15 protein-coding genes are annotated in these 18,635 nt (G+C 51.6%); all 15 read right to left on the bottom strand.

The annotated features are described in order from the left end of the window. Positions 1-4: 4 nt before the first annotated feature. Complete coding sequence (locus AC812_RS07815; RefSeq protein ID WP_145962576.1) at positions 5-793, bottom strand: YhfC family intramembrane metalloprotease; 789 nt, start codon at positions 791-793, stop codon at positions 5-7. A 14-nt stretch (positions 794-807) separates the two neighbouring features. Further along, on the bottom strand, positions 808-2,709 hold the full coding sequence (gene selB, locus AC812_RS07820; RefSeq protein WP_061918207.1) for a selenocysteine-specific translation elongation factor: 1,902 nt from the start codon (positions 2,707-2,709) through the stop codon (positions 808-810). A gap of 17 nt (positions 2,710-2,726) precedes the next feature. Further along, positions 2,727-3,905 carry a coiled-coil domain-containing protein gene (locus AC812_RS07825; protein WP_061918209.1) on the bottom strand — a complete coding sequence of 393 codons (1,179 nt, stop codon included), beginning with the start codon at positions 3,903-3,905 and terminating at the stop codon, positions 2,727-2,729. 87 nt (positions 3,906-3,992) lie between these two features. After that, positions 3,993-5,396 carry a proton-conducting transporter transmembrane domain-containing protein gene (locus AC812_RS07830; RefSeq protein ID WP_061918212.1) on the bottom strand — a complete coding sequence of 468 codons (1,404 nt, stop codon included), beginning with the start codon at positions 5,394-5,396 and terminating at the stop codon, positions 3,993-3,995. Continuing rightward, entirely contained in the window at positions 5,393-5,968 is a 576-nt protein-coding gene (locus AC812_RS07835; protein ID WP_061918214.1) for a hypothetical protein, read from the bottom strand. The genes AC812_RS07830 and AC812_RS07835 overlap by 4 nt, the downstream gene beginning before the upstream one ends. 3 nt (positions 5,969-5,971) lie before the next feature. Continuing rightward, positions 5,972-7,564 (bottom strand): hypothetical protein, encoded by a 1,593-nt coding sequence (locus AC812_RS07840; RefSeq protein ID WP_061918216.1) that lies wholly within the window; start codon positions 7,562-7,564, stop codon positions 5,972-5,974. A gap of 2 nt (positions 7,565-7,566) precedes the next feature. Beyond that, the gene (hydA, locus tag AC812_RS07845) at positions 7,567-8,988 is read right to left on the bottom strand and encodes a dihydropyrimidinase (RefSeq protein WP_061918218.1); all 1,422 of its coding nucleotides are present in this window, start codon (positions 8,986-8,988) and stop codon (positions 7,567-7,569) included. Positions 8,989-9,015: 27 nt separating this feature from the next. Beyond that, a complete protein-coding gene (locus AC812_RS07850; RefSeq protein ID WP_061918220.1) occupies positions 9,016-9,633 on the bottom strand; it encodes a hypothetical protein in 618 nt (205 codons plus the stop codon). 139 nt (positions 9,634-9,772) lie between these two features. Beyond that, complete coding sequence (locus AC812_RS07855) at positions 9,773-11,239, bottom strand: pyridoxal-phosphate dependent enzyme (protein WP_061918221.1); 1,467 nt, start codon at positions 11,237-11,239, stop codon at positions 9,773-9,775. A 14-nt stretch (positions 11,240-11,253) separates the two neighbouring features. Then, positions 11,254-12,210: a glycosyltransferase family 2 protein gene (locus tag AC812_RS07860; protein WP_061918223.1), complete on the bottom strand. Its 957-nt coding sequence runs from the start codon at positions 12,208-12,210 to the stop codon at positions 11,254-11,256. 37 nt (positions 12,211-12,247) lie between these two features. Then, positions 12,248-13,495 (bottom strand): threonine synthase, encoded by a 1,248-nt coding sequence (gene thrC, locus AC812_RS07865; protein ID WP_061918225.1) that lies wholly within the window; start codon positions 13,493-13,495, stop codon positions 12,248-12,250. A gap of 28 nt (positions 13,496-13,523) precedes the next feature. Then, complete coding sequence (locus AC812_RS07870) at positions 13,524-14,522, bottom strand: ABC transporter permease (protein WP_061918453.1); 999 nt, start codon at positions 14,520-14,522, stop codon at positions 13,524-13,526. Positions 14,523-14,535: 13 nt separating this feature from the next. After that, complete coding sequence (locus AC812_RS07875) at positions 14,536-15,576, bottom strand: ABC transporter permease (protein WP_211261470.1); 1,041 nt, start codon at positions 15,574-15,576, stop codon at positions 14,536-14,538. A 28-nt stretch (positions 15,577-15,604) separates the two neighbouring features. Further along, positions 15,605-17,068, bottom strand: a complete 1,464-nt coding sequence (locus AC812_RS07880) for an ABC transporter ATP-binding protein (RefSeq protein ID WP_061918227.1) — start codon at positions 17,066-17,068, stop codon at positions 15,605-15,607. Positions 17,069-17,176: 108 nt separating this feature from the next. After that, entirely contained in the window at positions 17,177-18,499 is a 1,323-nt protein-coding gene (locus tag AC812_RS07885; RefSeq protein WP_061918229.1) for a BMP family ABC transporter substrate-binding protein, read from the bottom strand. Positions 18,500-18,635: the final 136 nt, after the last annotated feature.

Below are 18,635 nucleotides of genomic sequence, written 5' to 3' on the forward strand. Positions count from 1 at the left end.
TTACTTAACCTGCTGAGACAGCCTGCTGCTGTTCCTGTCTCTGGCTGCGGATGACAAACCACACAGCCACCCCAGCGCAGACTGCCACCCACAATTCAATCCAGAGGAGCGCAACCCCTGCTGATGCAAGCAAAACTGCGGGTAAATTAACCAGTGTATGCAACAACACCGCCAGCCAGTAGTAGCGTGCTTGTCGGTTTTTAACTGCGTAAAACACCACCACAGACAACCCCAACTGCACGGCTATGGCAAAAACCCGTTCAATTCCACCAACAAGATAGAGATAGGATGATGTCGAAATCAGTTGAGTGCGAATTTGCTCTGCGGCCAGTCCCAGTTGTGGAGCTACCACCGAGTCAAAGGTGCCGTTATTGATCATCACGCTGAACAGGATCAGGTTCACATAACTCAACCCCACCAGAAAAATGGCTTCAAAGCCGCCGTGTCCAACTCCATATGCCAGTGCATTTTTGAATTGAAGCCGATTCTTCAGCAGGTATCGAAAACCAATCCACCTTCCGGTTTCCTCGAACAGGCCGGCCGTGAGGCTTAGGAAAAGAGCCAGAAACCACGGTTGAGCAGCCCATTGTTGATAAAAGGGCTGCTGTCCAAGCCACTGGAGAGCGGGGATTCGAAGCATAACTTGCGGAACAAGGAAACCGAGTACGCCAACACCCACCGCCAGCAAGGAAGCTCCGTACCTTCGGATGAAGATAACCGCCAGAACGGTTGGCAGGGTGAAAACAATCAGTGCAGAAACCAGCATGGCAAGAATAGATCCGGGATTAACCACTTTTTTACTCCTATTTATTTGGTTGGGAACAATTTTCGACTATCTCCATCCCGTACGGTGATGCGGCGTTGATCCAGATGCTCCAAAAATGGTAGGGCATACTTGCGGCTGGTTGAAAAACGATCGCGAAATTGTGCGACCGTGATCGAACCATGCTGACGGATCATGGCTTTTACTTCAGCCAGCATTTCCTGATAGGTGTCTGCTCGAAACACCACCTCGGCGGAAACTTGAATCAGATCACCCCGATCCACCAGCGCCTGAAAAATCTCATCTCCCACCAGCGCACAGCAGTCTCGAACCGTTGGAGGGTTGTAGGGGGATGCCGAAAATTGAACCATGAGCTGGTGTACCAGACGCTCCTGGGGAGGAGAAAATCGAATGGTATGCTGCGGGAGTCGAACGATCAGGTTTTCCTCGACCAATCGTTGCTCATTCAGCAAGCCCTGATAAAGGGACTGAAAAACCTTTGGAGGTAAACCAGCGCGGTTCTTAAGCGCTTCGCGGGGTATCCCGCGCTTCAGAGGTGACTGCTGATGAAAGTCTCGAACCAAATCAACCAGCCGTTCCTGCTCTCGGTTAAAAATTTTGCGGGTGGTCAACCAACGATTCAAACCTGAGCGACTGCTTTCCTCCCCAACCACCACCACCCGATTCGATTCCAGCAACCCTTGAAGAACTTCTTGAGCCAGTTGAGCATCCAACCGAGCCGCCTGAAACACTTCTTTTTCGGTGAGGAAGCCAGCCTGCTGAATGATTTGAACCATAACCCCCAGCGGATCACCCGTACTCAGACCTTTCAATCTTTCCAAAACCTCGGGAGCAAAACGTTTGTAGCGACGCGGTGAATGAGCCTCCAAAATCAACCCGCCTCCCAGCGTTTCTGGGGGAGATGGACGCCGCAGGATGTAACGGTCTCCCTTGGCAACGACAACTGGTTGCCGGAACTCAATTTGCACCCAGCCCTCCTCACCAGCCTTCAATTCATCACTGCCCAGCAAGCGCAGCCGGCCGATTACCTCACTGGTGGCGTGGAAAAACTTAATTTCCATATTGTGCTGCAAGGCTGATTCTATCCCGCTGGCAACCCTGAGTAGCGCATCTACCCGCTGGGTAGGTGAATACAAGCCCGGCAATGAAATGACATCGCCGCGTTGGATCTGCTCGGTATTGATTCCGCTGATATTGACCGCGGTTCTGCGTCCCGGTTTCGCGGTTTCTTCTTTACGTTTATGGGTCTGCAGCCCGCGAATCCGGCCCCTCAATCCGCGCGGAAGCACTTCAATTTCATCACCAACCTTCAAAGAACCATCCTGTAAAGTCCCTGTTACGATCGTGCCAAAACCGGTCAGGGAAAACACACGGTCAACCGGCAAACGCGGACGTCCGAGGTCCGCCTTTGGCGGTGTTTCTTGCAGACATTCGGACAGGCTCTGTCTGAGTTCAAGCAGCCCTTCTCCCGTTTTGGCTGAAACCGGCACAATCGGCGCTGAAGCCAGACAAGTATGCTCAACAGCATCGCGAATTTCGCTTTCCACCAGTGTCAGCCACTCAGGATCTTCGATTAAATCAATTTTGGTCAGAGCGATTACCCCGCGCTGAATTTGTAGAATATCAAGGATCAATAAGTGTTCACGGGTTTGAGGCATAACCCCTTCGTCAGCGGCAATGACAAACAGCACCGCGTCTATCCCACCAACCCCGGCCAGCATGTTTTCGATAAAATCGCGATGACCCGGCACATCCACGATCCCAACTTCTACGCCACCCGGCAATTCCATCCAGGCAAAGCCAAGATCAATGGTCATTTCGCGAAGTATTTCTTCCTTGAGACGATCCGGGTTAATTCCGGTAAGCACTTCGATGAGCGTGGATTTGCCATGATCCACATGACCGGCTGTACCAATCACAAACATGGTTTGCTCCAAAACCGTCAACGCTTGCGGCTGATTGATTTTTCCTGCTCCTCATTCCAATTGCGCACCAGCGCAAGCAAGGATTGCAAACGGCTGGTAGTTTCTTCGGTAATTTGATGGGAAAAATCCTGAATTTCCTGAATCAAGTCCTCCAGGAGCATCAAACGTTCTTCCAGTTTACCGACCGAGCGGAGCAATTCGCGTTGCTGCTCTTCCTGGGCAAGGGTGTAATTCGTCCAGCGTTTCTGGTCATCTGCCTTGAAGGAGACCCATTCCTGCCGAAAACGGTCTTCGACCAGGCGCTGCATTTCGGTAATTTCATTGATACGCCGTTCAAAGCGATTGGTGATCTCCTCAAAAGCCTCCTGGGCGCGTTTAACCGCCCGCTGAGTGGCTTCCAGCGATTGCAGTTGATTATCAAGGTTGCTGGATTGCGCCTCAATTTGCTCAAAGCGCACCTGCCAATCTTTCCAAACACGCTCTCTTTCAAGAGCTGCCATGTTCTGTTTTTCCATGAATGTAATCTGACTCTGCCGGCGTTCACTTTCGGCGGCAACCAGTTCACTGATGCGCATTTCAATTTTTCGCACCGAGTCAGCATTCAGGTCAATTTTGCCGCGTTGTTCTTCCTGCCGTTTGCGCAACGCGGTCACTTCGCCCTGCAAGTCGGTCAACCGCTTGGCATCCTGTCGCTGGCTTTCTTCCAAAAGTTTGATCTGGCGTTTGTAATCATCATCTGAACGGCGGATGAGCAGGATTTTTTGCTCCAGCTCTTCAATTTCCCTGCCAAGCCGATTTTCCCCTTCGGCTCTTGCCTGTAAACTTTTCCGGAGTTCTGGCAGCACTTCCAGGGTTTTCCGGATCTCCCCCAATGAGCGATTAACCGATTCGTTATCAGCCAGACGGATTTTTTCAACTTCCCGTTCTTTTTCAGCCCGTTGTTTTTCAATGTCTTGAATCATGCGGGTGAGTTCTTGTCTCATTTGCGCCATAGCTGTTTCAATTTGATTGAATCGCAGCAAAGAAGTCGCGATGCGGGTTACTTCGCCTTCCAATTCCTTGAAGCGCTGGTCAATCGGCTGGGTTTTTTCTTCCAAATGGGCAATGCGATCTTGTAAAGTTGCCACCAGTAATTTATCCTTCCGGCGTTCGTCCTCCAGCCACTCCAAACGTTTTTCCAGTTGTTCAATATCCATGGAAAATCAATCCTCTCATTCCAAAAATCAGCCTGAAATTCTGCTAATTTCAATGATTGTGGTTGCACTTATTATAACGAATTCCTCTCAACGGGCAGCCAGCAACGCTGGTGCAACCCGCAAAATGAAAATGACCGATTGGTAAAATACACCGGGCATCAATCCAAACAAAAACAAGAAAAGCAACCCAATCAACAGAATACCCCGCTCTTTCCAGTTTTCCAGGCGCTGTTCGGGTTGATCGGCCAACCTGACCACATGCAGTAAAACCCGAACAACGCCAATCAAAAACCCTAAATTACCGAGTAATACCCATCCAATCAGCAACGGCTGTTGGGAGGCAAACAGTTCCAATGCCTCCAGCCGCACCGGAAAACCCGCCAGCAGCGGTATTCCGCTCATCGAAAACAGAGCCAGCACCAGCCCAATCACCGCAACCGGAAAACGCTGAAATATTCCTTGAAGGTGATCGAAATCGGTGGGTTGATCATGGTTCTTCAAAACCGATAAAGCCGTTGCCAGAACAAACAACCCCAGCAGGCGAGGCAGTAAGCCCGCCGCAAATATCATATAGCCCGGCAGGGTATTCACCCCGATTGATAACAAGGCATATCCACTCTCAAAAATGACCGCGTATCCAAATAATCGGCTGATTTCATCTTGAAAAGCCGCCCAAATCCCGGCTGTAATGATCATCAACATCCCTGCTAATTGAATGATCAAAAACATTCCGGAAGATGCCCTCAACCAGCCAATCTGACTGATAAAGTCCAACCCCAGCATGAGGGTCGAAACGGGCAGTAGACTCAGCACAAAACCGGCCGAGTAAGGATGGGTCTGGTTGGTCAACTGGGGTACCCAGAAATAAAACGGAAAGACACCCAGCCAAAGAGCAAAACCAAGCCCTAAGATAACCGCTGCCCTCGGCAGAATAGCCGGATCAAATTGGGCAATGTCACCGCTGCCGAACACCCAACCGGCCAGCAAGATGAATGGCATTCCCAGTGTTTGAAAGATAAGAAAACGCTGTACACCACTCTGGACGGGTTCGCCGGGGGGCACAAGCAGGGGAATGCTTAACAAAACTGCCAGTTCAACCAGTAAAGCGGCATACAAAAATGGTTGAACGGCCAGTGCACCAATCAACGCCGAGACGACCATCAAACCGAACGGTGCAAAAAATCGGTGCTGTCGGAGGATTAGACCGCCACCAAACCACACCGCGCAGGCAGTAAAAATCACTACCAGCAGAGGCCTTTCATTGTTTGTCAGGTTGAAGCTACGCCCCAAGATAAAGAGACTCTCAGCCAGTTCAATTTGTAATCCGCCAAGACGAATGACCTCACCAATCGGTAAAGCCGCAGCCAGACCAGCCAAAAAGGCGGAAAGTCCTGCCGCAATTCCACCCGCCAACCACCGCCTGCGGCGTAGCAACCACAGGGTCATCCCTGCAACCAACGGAATCACAATCCAGAGGATTGGCGCGCTCAACCGGTCTCCTCCAAAGTAGCCGATAATATGAAATACGAACCCGCCAAACCTATACCAAGATTAATCAAACCCAGCAGGCCGACAACCAGTACAGAGCTAACCAGACCGGCGTAAATCATCTCGAATCCCGCCAGAAAGGTGAGCAGGCCAAGGCTGAGTCGAAACGGGTTACCGGTCAGCCCCAGTTGAACCAAACCCGAAATCAGCAGAATCAAGCCACCCGTCAACAAAGAGCGTTCAACAGGAATCCACGTTTCGGCTGCCGGAAGAATGGAAAAAGCCACAATCACGCCAAAAATCATTACAAACCCGCGAAAGATCCTCCCGGAAAGGTCTGAAACGGGTAACTCTTCCCCCAGACTCACTTGAGAGGAAGCCAATATAGCTCCAGCCATCCAACCAACAATCAGCTTAACGGCTGCCAGCCCAACTGGCAATGTCTGGGCAATCAACCAGAAGACCCCAATATATTGTAAGGCAAGCCCAAGCAGGGCATACCGCCATCCCAGAAACAAAATCAGGATAAAACTACTTACAATCAGAAATAACAGAGGGATGGTCTGGATGTTCATGATTCAGCGAACGCCCCCAATAATTGAAATCACCAGAACCAGTAACAAGAGTGACCAGAGTACACCGCCTTCCCCTTCAAAAAGAACGGTCAACAATCGGGTAACACCCTGCGCCGCGTGAAAGACAAACCTTAAGGTAAGGTAAAGCCAGTTCAAACGCAAAAATGCACTGATTGCATCGGTTGCCTTTTGGATTAGCGGTTGCAGCCAGACCATTTGCGGGGATGAGTCTCCCTCGACCTGTTTTCTGCGGTATGCTGATTGTCCCAGAAAGACGGTTAAACCCAACACGATTATGCCGCCCCACCAGGTTCCTAACCGGAGACCCTGTTCGACCCCTAAAAACACACTGAGCCAACCCGAAATCAGCAACACCATCAGCCCCAGGGTATAGGTTGTGACAATATACGGTTCAAACGACCGGCTTGATTCACGCGGTTGAAGTGCATGACGGATAAAACCGGCGATGACCACAACCCACAGGATTGCCAGCAGAATCACCCAACCTGGGTTGACCGCCACAGCCTGCCAGCCGGCGGATAAAATCGTGAATGGCGCACCGCAAAAGCTGAACAGTACAGCCCCCGTCAGGATCATCAATCGCGGACTGCGAACCGTACAAAGGAAGATGAACCCTCCCCAGCAAACCAGCGCTACCCCCCAAACCACCGAAAGGGGAGCATTACCCTGTAAAACCGATAAAATAGCCAGTCCGCTGAAAAACAAGCCAAAAAATGTTCTGCCGGCAATTTCATTTTCTGCCAAAATCCACATGACTGCCGCATACAACATGAGCAGGACAATTCCCCCGACGACCAGGGGATAGGAAGTGCTGACCACCAGCCCGGCCGGCAATTTTGCCAGTAAAGCCAGACCGCTGATTTGCCCGGTAATCCGCATCAGACTCGTCAATCCATTTTGGAGCGGTAATTGTTTTTCGTACTTCAAACTCAATGGCAATACACCCAGTCGTAAAATCACCGCTCCAATCAACCACAACGCATCTCGTTCAAGGGTGGATTCAAAGGTGTAACCCAGACCGGGTTGGCGTGCCACGATCATCACACTCAGCAAAAGCCCAACCGAGAACAGGCGAAGCGCAAAGGAAGTCAGCACCTCGCGGCGGTAACGGTAATCGCGAATGATCAGCAGCACATAGACCACTTCTACTACGTCCAGCAAAGTCCATGAGATAGCCAGCGCCAGCGGTGATCCACTGAGAATCGAAAGCAAGCCAATCGCAGTAAACGTCATCGCCGCCGACCAGGAAAGCGGGTTACTATTATATTGAAAGCGCACCGGCGCGGTGAGGATGACTGCCAGCAACAAACCAACCAGACAAATCGCCAAAACCCAGGCATTGGTTTCCCAATCAAAAACAATCCGATCTGCCGTAAGCGGCTCAAACGGACGCCATGCCGGAAAAACCACTTCAGCCGGTCGGAACCAACGCAGGGCAAACACCCCCAGCCAGGCAAGGAAAAGACCGATCACCGAAATCAGCCACGCAAAGCGCTTGCCCTGTTCACTCCAGTGCAAAGCAAAGATGACTACGGCCAGGAGTAAAAGGAACAGAACCGGTAAAAAGTTAAACATCCTCAAAGAACCGGATTATGTGAACTGCGCTGCACGAAACGCCCCATTCCAGCTTTACCAAGCCATTGATCACCATCTACAATGAGATTCCCGCGCAGGAACACCTTTTCCGGAAAGCCGGTTAAAGTCCAGCCTTCGAACAAGTTATAGTCGGTGCGATGATGCGATTTTGCCACACCATACTCAACAACCCGCCGGGCATCCCAAACCACAATATCTGCATCTGCTCCCGGCATCAGACTGCCCTTGCGCGGATACAGGCCGAAGATTTTGGCAGGATTTGTGCTGGTCAAAGCAACAAACTGAGAAGGAGTCAGCCGACCGCTGGCAACCCCCTCGCTCCACAACACCGGAAGACGGTCGCCTATTGCCGGTAAACCATTGGGAATTTTGGTGAAATCCTTCTTGCCCAGCTCCTTGCCGGGAATAGCCACCGGTTGACCCTCGTACAGGATCGCTTTCGTCCCATCGAAGAAAAATGGACAATGATCCGTTCCAACCACCTGCAAGATTCCCTTTTCCAGACCTTGCCAGAGCCGTTCGTTATCTTCCGTGGTGCGCATGGGAGGCGAACAGACCCATTTAGCCCCATCCGGCCGGCGCAGATGATCAATGGTAAAAAACAGATACTGTGGACAGGTTTCTCCCATCACCGGCAGACCGCGATCGCGGGCATAAGCCAGTTGATCAACCTCACCGGCTGCATTCATGTGGACGATATAGAGGGGCGCCTCCGCCATGGCCGCCAGAGCCGCACCGCGCAAAACCGCCTCAACCGCCGTCCATGCCGGCCGGGTCAAAGCATGCCATTCGGGTGTGGTATGGCCGGCAGCCAATGCCTCGGCAATCAGCAATTCAATCACATCGCCATTTTCAGCGTGAAGCATGGTCAGAAAGCCCAGATCTCTGGCAATCCGCATCACCCGAAAGATGTTCTCATCCGAAAGGCGCAGGCGGTTGTTGTAAGCACTGAAAACTTTCAGGGAAGTAATCCCCATCCCCGCCAGATAAGGAATTTCGGCTTGTATCTGAGCATCCAGGCGGCTGATATTCATGTGAAAACTGAAATCAATCGCCGCTTTGGGATCGGCTTTTTCCCGCCAGAGCGCAACACTTTTTTCAATTCCCTCGTCTTCCAGTGGGACAAAATCAATCACGGTGGTGGTACCCCCAAATGCTGCCGCCTTATGACCCGTATAATGGTCATCCGATGAAACCGTTCCAAACATGGGTAAATCAAAATGGGTGTGCGGATCAACCCCGCCCGGTAAAATCAAGCGATTGCTAACATCCACAACCTGCGTATCTTCGCTGATCGGTAGATCGGTTCCAATCATGGCAATTTTTTCGCCTTCAATCAAAATATCTGCCCGGAACATCTCCGCAGCCGTAACCAGCGTGCCGCCTTTGAGAATCATCTTCATGGTTTCCTCCTTCATGCGGTTTACTACTCAGCTTTGACCGATCTGATCAATCTTCTTCAGTTCCTGAATGGTCTTTTGATCACCCAACATGGCCAGAAGCAGGGCATCTAAACCTTCCAACTGATCTGGCAATTCCTGAGCGGTATAGGTCTGTTGATGCAAAGCGCGTTCCCGCAAGCCGCGCCACAAAATCAGCCTTTCCTCATCATGCACCACCAGATCCTGAAGGGTTGTCGCCCGGTTCAGCCGCTCACCGGTAGTGTACAGGAAAGTTAACCTCCGCCAGCGGTGAGCATGAATGGGCGGTGTCAGTCTTTGCAATTCGCCCAGTTGAACTTTGTAATACTCTTCATGAGCGCGGGGATGGTCAGCCTCATGACGGAGCAATTCAGCCCGCGTGGTCAGTTCATGTCCGCGCACGGCTGCAAGGTAATGAATTCCCCAACGCCCGTTTTCTCCAAAGGCTGCCGTCTGATAGAACGCCAGGAAATCCACACTCAATACTTTTGGCGCCGAACGCAGAGGAATTCGATACCATCCCAAAACCCGGGCAATTTCCAGGTCGCGGGGGTGGGGAAGAACGGCTACCAGAATAATGGCATCTTCCGAGACAATTGAACGCAACGGAGAATACGTACTGGTCATCGGCTATTCGTATTATAGCCGAAAGTCAAAACCGGCAAGGAGATTTGCCGTAGAGCGGATGATCCTCCAGCCACAAAAAGAGGATGGGGAGGGTAAAAGAATTTACCCTCCCCGCTGGCACCAACGGCATAGTTTTTGCTTAAAGCAGCCCGGCTCGCTGGTTGAATTCGGTAATTAAGGCATCAATTTCCGGCACCTGTTTCTGAATGTTCGTCCAGTAGTCCGGATCGTACCACTGCGCCACAATCTCTTCATAGGTCTTGCCCTGCTGCTCAACCCAGGTGTAGTACTTGAGATTGTGGATCCGGCGGCGGTCTGCGTAGGTCAACTCAATCAAGTGATCGGTGGTTTCGCCGTGTAAATCACGGGCAAAAGTCTCGGCGGCATCGTAAGTTGTAAATTCACCAAACTGTTCGCGGTATTCCTGAATCCGGCTGGAATACAACTCCATCGAGTCGGTCATCACGAACAACATGATGTCGTTTTCGCCCATTTCGTAGTATTTGGCGGCTTTGATGGCTGAAAGCATGTTGGCAATCCCGGAAAAGCCGAACAGATCTAATTGCTGCACCAGTTCTGCCGGAACGCCCTTCTTGACCAGATACTCACGGCCAGTTGGTTCATTGAAGAGACGCAACAAATTGACTACCGAATTATCATCAATTGCAACCACCATATCGGTGTTCTTCACATTGTGAATCCATGGCACATGCTTATCGCCGATACCTTCGATGCGGTGTGAACCAAAACCATTTTCCAACAAAGTCGGGCATTGAAGCGCCTCACTGGCGACAATGATGCTGCGCGGGAAAATCTGCTTCATATAATCACCGCAGGCAATCGTACCGGCTGAACCGGTTGTCAATGCCACACCCCGGTAATTGTCCTTCGGCCCCATCACCTGTTGCAAAACTTCTTCCATTGCGTGTCCGGTCACATCGTAATGCCACAGGTAATTGCCAAACTCTTCAAATTGATTGAAGATCATCAAATCTTCACCGGAGCGGCGCAGTTCCCAGCACTTATCGAAAATTTCTTTGACATTTGATTCAGAGCCGGGCGTGGCAATCACTTCTCCAGCAATCCGGGAAAGCCACTCGAAACGTTCCTTACTCATACCCTCCGGCAGGATGGCAATAGACTGACAACCCAACAAGGCCGAGTCGTACGCCCCGCCGCGGCAGTAGTTACCGGTAGAAGGCCAGACCGCTTTTTGAGTGGTGGGGTCGAACTGACCGGTCACCAGCCGCGGCACCAGGCAGCCAAAAGCCGCGCCGACTTTATGCGCCCCGGTCGGGAACCATTTGCCCACCAGACCGATCAAGCGGGCTGGCACACCGGTCAGGCTGGAGGGTAATTCGATGAAATTGACGCCGCCGAACAAACCGCCAAAGGGTTTCGGCTCGTTTTTCCAGGTGATTCGGAAAAGGTTGCGGGGGTGTACATCCCATAAGCCAATGTTTCGCAATTCTTCCTTGATGTGGTCGGGTATTAAGTTCGGATTTTTCATTTGGGCAAAAGTCGGAATGATAATATTGCGTTCCTTTACCCGTTTTAATGCCCGCTCTCTGCGTTCTGGAATTACGGTTAAATCAATGGTTGCCATCTGTTTTCTCCTCATTAAGATTTGGTATTTTTTTCAAAATCTTCTGGGCTTTCGCTGACGATATACAGCGGCCGGCCCTTGGCTTCATCGTAAATTCGCCCGATATATTCGCCCAAAATTCCCAGGCAAATCAGCTGGACACCCCCCAGAAACAACACAGCGATGAGGGTGGTTGCCTGACCAAAAAACGCTTGCGCCTGAATGGCTCGCAAGATAATCACCACCGGAATGGCTAAAATAGCCAACCCCGCCGCAAAGAAGCCCAGATAAGTCGCCAGTTGGAGCGGAAAATAGGAAAAACCGGTGATCGCGGTCAACGCAAGCCGCAGCATTTTACGCAGCGGGTATTTGGTTTCACCGGCAAAGCGGGGTGCCCGCCGGTAAAGCACGCCGGTTTGACGAAAACCCACCCATGCCGACATGCCGCGCAAAAAGCGATGATGTTCGCGCATGGTGTTCAATACATTGACCACCTTTCGATCCATCAATCGAAAGTCGCCGGCATCCATTGGAATATCCACATCTGTAATTCGGGCAATCAGACGATAGAAAAGGGAAGCCGTAAACTTTTTGAAGAAGGATTCCCCCTCCCTTTCGGCGCGCACCGCATAAACCACCTCATAACCTTCTTTCCACTTCTCAATCAAGTCCAAAATGACTTCCGGGGGGTCTTGCAAGTCAGCATCAATGATCACAACAGCATCACCGCGGGAATAATCCAATCCGGCTGTCACCGCAATTTGATGACCGAAGTTTCTCGCAAACATGACCGGCCGTACACGTGGGTCTTGATTAGCCAACTCACGGATGATGTTAGGAGATTCATCCACCGATCCGTCATTGACCAGCACCAACTCCCATGGTTCAGCCGTGCGCTCCATAACTTCGACCATGCGGCGGTAAAGCTCATGCAGACATGAGGCTTCGTTGTAGACCGGCACGACGATGGAATAAACTGGTTTTTCGGTCATATGTAAAATCTTTTCTCACCTCACAAGGTATCGGTTTTCAAATTCCCAGATGTTTTTTTAAGGCACTCATGGTAGGCTCGATCACCGGCGCAGCCGGCACTGCTTGCATGGCAGCCCGGATGTCCTTCAACCCGCTGCCGGTGTTAATGACCAGTACCGGATCCTCGGGCGTAATCTTACCCAAGGCAATGGCTTTCTTCAACCCAACATACGCTGTTGATCCGGCCGGTTCGGCAAAGATACCAACCGGTCCAAGTTCTCCAATCCCGGCAATGATTTCTTCGTCCGAAACGGTGATGTACTCACCCCCCGTCTGACGGGCTGCCCGCACAGCCCGAACCCCATCTCGCGGCAAATCCACCGAAATGCTGTCGGCAATCGTGGTCGCCTGCACGGGTTCGATTTCTTCGGTGCCCTTAAAGAAGGCGTTGGCAACCGCTGCCGACTTTTCAGACTGGATGCCAAAAATGCGCGGCATTTTTTGCAGCCAGCCGAGCGCCTGCAAATCTTTGAAGCCTTTGTGCAGGCCTGAAATGATGTTGCCATCCCCCACTGAGACAAATACAGCCAGCGGTGGCAAATCCCGTTTCAGGTTCAAAATAACGTGTTCCCAAATCTCAAATGCAGCCGTTTTCTTACCTTCTGCCGTGAAGGGATTGTACCCCGTGTTGCGGCAGTACCAGCCGAACTCTTCAGCAGCCTGAATGGTCAGGTCAAAAGCCGAGTCGTAATTTCCATCCACCAGAATGACCTGTGCCCCGTACACCAGCAATTGGGCCACCTTAGCCGGGGGAGCCGTCTTAGGTGCAAAAATGACCGCTTTATGACCAACGGCGGCTGCCATTCCCGCCAGAGCCGCACCGGCATTCCCGGTTGAAGCGGTCACCACCACTTCGGCTCCAATTTGCCGGGCACGCGCCACCACCACCGAAGAAGCCCGGTCTTTAAACGAAGCGGTTGGATTACGCCCTTCGTCTTTGATCCACAAATGTCGCAGCCCCAACTTCTCAGCCAGGCGGGTCGGGTAATAGGTCGGCGTCCAGCCAGCCATGCGCAGCGGTGTACCTTCTCCCCCCGGGTCTTTGACGGGTAATAACGGCAAATAGCGCCACAGCGAATAATCCGAGCGAGAAATGATGTCATTAATTTCGTATTTCTGCCGGATAGCAGCATAATCCAGCACAACATCCAGATTTCCGCCATCTTTCGGACAGGTATAGGTTACCTGTCCCGGCGCATACTCGGTGTTGCATAACGAACAGCGATAGCCAATAAATTCACTCATAGATATTCATCCTTAGGTAGAAGATTGATTATTCATTCTCAAACGGTACGCCCAGTGAAGCCGGCGGCGAAGTACGCAATGCCCGTAGAACATTGGCAAGTCCCTTGCGGGTTTTCTCCGGTAAGGCTGCCAGCGTACGATCCACCCACTCAGCATTACCGATGTTGACCAGAAGGAGAGTTAAGATCATCAACGGGAAAGGCGCAACCTGTAAAACCTGGGAAGGGATGTTTGGCAAACTGGGTTGAAGCACCAAACCCAGCCACTGCAACAAACCAAACAGGTAAGCCCCAAATGCTGCCCGAAGCGGATTCCAGCCGCCAAAAATCGTCAGTGCAAGAGCAATCCACCCGAATCCATCCAGCCCGGAGATGGTACCCTTCCAGCCGGCTTTGACGCTCAAGGAAAACATCGGTCCCGCCAGACCTGCCAGCATACCGCCCAATACGGTGTAAAAATACCGCATTCGATTGACATTTGCCCCGCGCACAAAAGCCGTTGCCGGTTTTTCCCCAATCCCCTGCAACATCAGACCCGGACGGGTTTTGAAAATAAACACATACGAAACAATGATCAAAAGGAAACTGGCATAGACCAGTACATCCTGTTGAAAGAAGATGACCCCGATAATCGGAATATCCGCCAGCCCAGGAATGGGCAGGGAAGGCACCCGCGGCCCCTGCAAGCCCATGAATGGATTTCCAAGATAATAAGCCAGATCCCGGCAGGTAAGCGCCAGAATGAAACCAACCGCAACCTGAGACTGCTTGAGGGTGATGCTGCTAAACGCCACAATCAATGCCACCAGACCGCCGATGAATGCCCCCGCCAGAAAGCCCAAAAACAGACTGTTGGTGGTAACGGCAACCGCAAAACCTGCCATGGCGGTCAATAAGATTGTGCCGTTCAGGGAAAGGTTGATCACTCCGCTGCGTTCCGCAAAAGTTTCACCGATGGTTGCAAAGACAATCGGCGCCGATGAGGCTAAAACACCAGCCAGACCAATCAGGATGATTTGAGTATCCATTTCCATAACCTCATCAAGAGCGTGTCAGACGGCGGCGGACGCCGTCCATCAACAACACGAACAGCACCAGCGAACCTTGCAACACCCCGGAAAGGGATGAATCCAGTTTCAAGACAATCGGCAACTGGATACTGCCGATATTCAAGGCGGCAAAGAACAAGGCAACCGGAGCTGCCCAAAGGGCTTGATAATTGACCAGCATGGCAACCATCATGCCGAGAAATCCATAGCCGGACGAGATCGAAGGGATCAATCGGTGATAGACAGCTAAAACCTGAGTAGCGCCCGCCAGTCCAGCCATCAAACCGCACAACAAAAATGCCATCAACATGTAGCGGGTCGTAGGAATGCCCATCAAAAAGGCCGCCCTGCCGTTCCGCCCAACCGCTTTCAATCGCAGCCCAAAATAAGTCCCGCGCAACAAAATATACACAATTGCAATTGCGATAATTCCCATTGCCAGTGCCAGAGGGCTGAGGCGAAAACCGGGCAGGGTAGGCAGCCATAATTCCAGCGGGAATGGCTCGGTACCGCTCATCGAGCCAACCCCCGGACGTTTCCAGGGGCCGAAGATGAGCCAGATGGTCAATGCAGTCGCCACAAAGTTCAAACCAAGGCCGCCAAAAATTTCGTTAACGTTCCCAAAAATCTTCAGCAGGCCCACCAATCCTGCCCAGAACATACCTCCTAACGCCCCTGCCAGAAATCCAACCGCCACAATTAACGTGGGTGGCAGGTCAGTCGGCTGTAATACTCGCAGCGCCCAGGTAGTGAAAATTGCCCCCAGCGTAATCTGACCTTCAATACCGATGTTCCACAAACCCGCTGTAAAGGTCAGCAGCAATCCAGCCGTTGCTAATAGAAGGGGGGTCCAGGCTACCAGAATATCGTCAACTTTTGTCGGCGAGCCCAGGGCACCGGTAATGATGTTTTGATAAACCTGAAGAGGATCAGCCCCAGAAATCAACATGACAACCGTTGTAAAAGCCAACGCCAACAAAACGGCCAACGCTTGAAATCCAATGCCGCTCCAGCGTGAGGATGTCTTCATCATCGTCATACCGTCACCTTGTGCCAGGGGATTAAAAACCTTTACCGCCGATTAACTGACCCAATTGTTCAACGGTAGTGGATTCGGCATCCAACGGTGGAGAAACCTTCCCGCCGTAAAACACCAGAATTCGGTCACTGTACTGCAAAATTTCCTCCAAATCCGCAGAAGTGAAAATGATACTTGTACCCTGCTTGCAGCGTTCTTTTAATTTTCCCCAAATCCAAATAGCCGACTCAATATCCAAACCGCGGGTGGGGTGTTCTAGCAGCAGTAAATTCACTGGCTGGCGCAACATCGCCAGCAAAGCGCGCTGTTGATTGCCACCGGAAAGAGACTCAACCGTACTGACCGGTGTTCCTTTGATGTTGAAATCTTCAATCCTCTGACGGGTGGTCGCCAGGGCTTTGTCAAAGTTGATAAAGAAACCATTTTGCTCTTCAGCCAGTATAAAATGCTCGGTCAAAGACAGACCGGGGATTAACCCCTCTTCCATACGTGAGGCAGGCACATAGGCGATTCCCGCCTCCAAAAAAGCCCGGTAGGGTTTTCCGGTCAATCGGCGGCCGCCCAGATTAATCTCACCGGCCACCGGGCGGATCAAACCGGCGCAGGTGCGTAAAAACTGCACCTGGCCAGAACCTTCCATACCGGCTAATCCAATCACCTCTCCGCAGCTCACCGTAAGATTGATATCTCGAATTTGCAGGCGGTAATCTTCAATGGTAACATGATCGAGATGAAAGGAAACATCACAGGTTTCGTATCGGCGTTTTTCCTCTAAACTAATCACGCGGCCGAACATCAATTTGACCAATTCATCGGTGACATACGGCGGGTCAACTTCTCCCACCAGTTCACCCTTTCGGAAAACCGCAATCCGATCGCACAGAAACTCGACATCCTCCAATTTGTGCGAGACAAAAATTACCGACATGCCCTGTGCGGCTAATTTTCGTAAGGTTTCGAACAACTTTTCTTTTTGAGAAGCACTGATCCCCGTTGTGGGTTCATCCAGAATCAGCACCCGCGCACCCAACCAGAGCAAACGCAGGATTTCCAACTGCTGACGTTCTCCTACCGTCAGGGTATCCACATACGCATAAGGATCAATGCTGAAACCAAACTGGCTTTGTAACTCGTTGAACGCACGCACCACCTCGCGGCGGTTGGGGAATAAACCCCCATCCTGACCAATCAGCAAGTTATCCACCACCCGCATGGGTGGAAAATCGAGCGGATCTTGATGAAGCATACCAATCCCCATTCGGATGGCATCCGAGGGGGAACTGATTTTAACCGGTGTTCCATCCAGCCGAATTTCTCCTGAATCGGCCTGAATATAGCCGGAAAGGATTTTCATCAGAGTGCTTTTGCCGGCTCCATTTTCTCCGAGAATGCCCTGAATCTTCCCGGATTCAACCGTCAGGTTGATATCATTGTTTGCATGAACTGCACCAAAATGTTTGTGGATGTGAATCAGTTCAACCTTCATGCAGAACTCAGCCTTCTAACACCAAAAGTCCTTCCATCTGGCTCGTGCTTCCATTTTGGGGGCTGCCGCATCTGCGGCAGCCCCCAAATCCATATAGGATGTGAATGATTAGTTACTGGGAACGCTCTGTCCTTCCATGCCTTCCAGCAATTGCGGCAGATACCAGACTTGCAAGTCAGTAGCCACCTCACCCTCGGCAAGGAACGGCGTGCCATCCTGGTAATTCAAAGGACCCACGAACAGGTTCAAACCACCAGCCAGTTCGGCGATGAATTTTTCCACATTGGCTTTGGCATCCGCGCTGAGCGCATCGCCAAACACAAAGCCGACCGCGGAGGTATCGTGGTTGTTGATGTTCGTCCAGTCCGGTCCTAGCCATTCAAAATAGGATTTGAAAGTACCGGCTTTAACCTGTTCAACAGCCCGCAGGTAAGCAGGCCCCCAGTTGAAGTACGGCACACCCAAACATACTTCCGGTGCTTCGGCGCAAGCACCTTCATAGTCATACGGAATTGCCCAGACTTCTTTTCCGGCAGCACGGGCTTTGCTGGCCTGAACCAATGCTTCGGTGGTGTCAATACCGGAGATGACCACATCGTAACCGCTGTTCAGGAAATCATCCGCAACCTGGGTGGGGTCGGCGGTGAAACCGGGGATGTTGAACCAGAAGCCGATCCAGGTAACTTTGAACTTCAGGTCGGCCGGGTTCTTGCCAGCGTATTTCTCATAGCAGTACTTGGCACCCAGGTAAGCCGAAGCCGTCAGACGGCGGGTCTCATCATTGATCAACGGGCCGAGATAGCCAATCTGGCCTGTCTTGGTGGTCAGGGCAGCAGCACAACCGGCAATCATCTTACCGTATTCCATTCTCCCCATCGTGTTGCCGAATTTGGGGAATTCAATGTAATTTACGCCTTCTTTCCAGGAGGTATCACCGGAAGCGTGAATGACCGGCACATCAGGATGGGCACGGGCAAAGTTAATGGCGCCATCCTTCATATCATCCGAGTTGAAGATAATCAACTTTGCACCCTTCGAAAGTAAATCCTCCGCCAGCTGTTCGGGGGTTGTGCCGGGTCGGTCAGCCGGGTTAACTTTGTCAATGTAGATCAGCTTGACGCCAGGGATTTTCTTTTCAACATACAGACCGGCATCATAATGAGCCTGACTCCAGCCGCGGTCATTGTACGGTCCCACCAGAAGCATACCGATGATGAACTCTTCCGGTTCGGCGGGTGGTTGAGTCGGCTGCGGTTCGGCGGGTGGTTGAGTCGGCTGCGGTTCGGCGGGTGGTTGAGTCGGCTGCGGTTCGGCGGGCGGTTGAGTCGGCTGGGGCGCCTGAGTTGGAGTGGCTGCCGGTTGGCAGGCTGACACCAAAAGGGTGAGCAGTAAAACAAAGCTCATGACAAACCAGATGCGTTTGGATTTCATTTTCTCCTCCATTGTTCAATTAAAAGCGAGAGATTTGGAAACGTTTGACTGTGGGATCAGGGATAAACTCAAATCTTTTCCTTCTACCAACCTCCTTTCTTGATCTTTGAAAAACATAGGGAAACCATCTTGACCA

Origin of the sequence: Bellilinea caldifistulae (assembly GCF_001306055.1) — a bacterium.
Classification (GTDB): domain Bacteria; phylum Chloroflexota; class Anaerolineae; order Anaerolineales; family Anaerolineaceae; genus Bellilinea; species Bellilinea caldifistulae.

Excerpts from the sequence above, each read along its gene's own strand:
- selB (WP_061918207.1), bottom strand. The coding sequence starts at position 2,709 with ATGTTTGTGATTGGTACAGCCGGTCATGTGGATCATGGCAAATCCACG.
- AC812_RS07825 (WP_061918209.1), bottom strand. The coding sequence starts at position 3,905 with ATGGATATTGAACAACTGGAAAAACGTTTGGAGTGGCTGGAGGACGAA.
- AC812_RS07835 (WP_061918214.1), bottom strand. The coding sequence starts at position 5,968 with ATGAACATCCAGACCATCCCTCTGTTATTTCTGATTGTAAGTAGTTTT.
- AC812_RS07840 (WP_061918216.1), bottom strand. The coding sequence starts at position 7,564 with ATGTTTAACTTTTTACCGGTTCTGTTCCTTTTACTCCTGGCCGTAGTC.
- hydA (WP_061918218.1), bottom strand. The coding sequence starts at position 8,988 with ATGAAGATGATTCTCAAAGGCGGCACGCTGGTTACGGCTGCGGAGATG.
- AC812_RS07850 (WP_061918220.1), bottom strand. The coding sequence starts at position 9,633 with ATGACCAGTACGTATTCTCCGTTGCGTTCAATTGTCTCGGAAGATGCC.
- AC812_RS07855 (WP_061918221.1), bottom strand. The coding sequence starts at position 11,239 with ATGGCAACCATTGATTTAACCGTAATTCCAGAACGCAGAGAGCGGGCA.
- AC812_RS07860 (WP_061918223.1), bottom strand. The coding sequence starts at position 12,210 with ATGACCGAAAAACCAGTTTATTCCATCGTCGTGCCGGTCTACAACGAA.
- thrC (WP_061918225.1), bottom strand. The coding sequence starts at position 13,495 with ATGAGTGAATTTATTGGCTATCGCTGTTCGTTATGCAACACCGAGTAT.
- AC812_RS07870 (WP_061918453.1), bottom strand. The coding sequence starts at position 14,522 with ATGGATACTCAAATCATCCTGATTGGTCTGGCTGGTGTTTTAGCCTCA.
- AC812_RS07875 (WP_211261470.1), bottom strand. The coding sequence starts at position 15,576 with ATGATGAAGACATCCTCACGCTGGAGCGGCATTGGATTTCAAGCGTTG.
- AC812_RS07880 (WP_061918227.1), bottom strand. The coding sequence starts at position 17,068 with ATGAAGGTTGAACTGATTCACATCCACAAACATTTTGGTGCAGTTCAT.
- AC812_RS07885 (WP_061918229.1), bottom strand. The coding sequence starts at position 18,499 with ATGAAATCCAAACGCATCTGGTTTGTCATGAGCTTTGTTTTACTGCTC.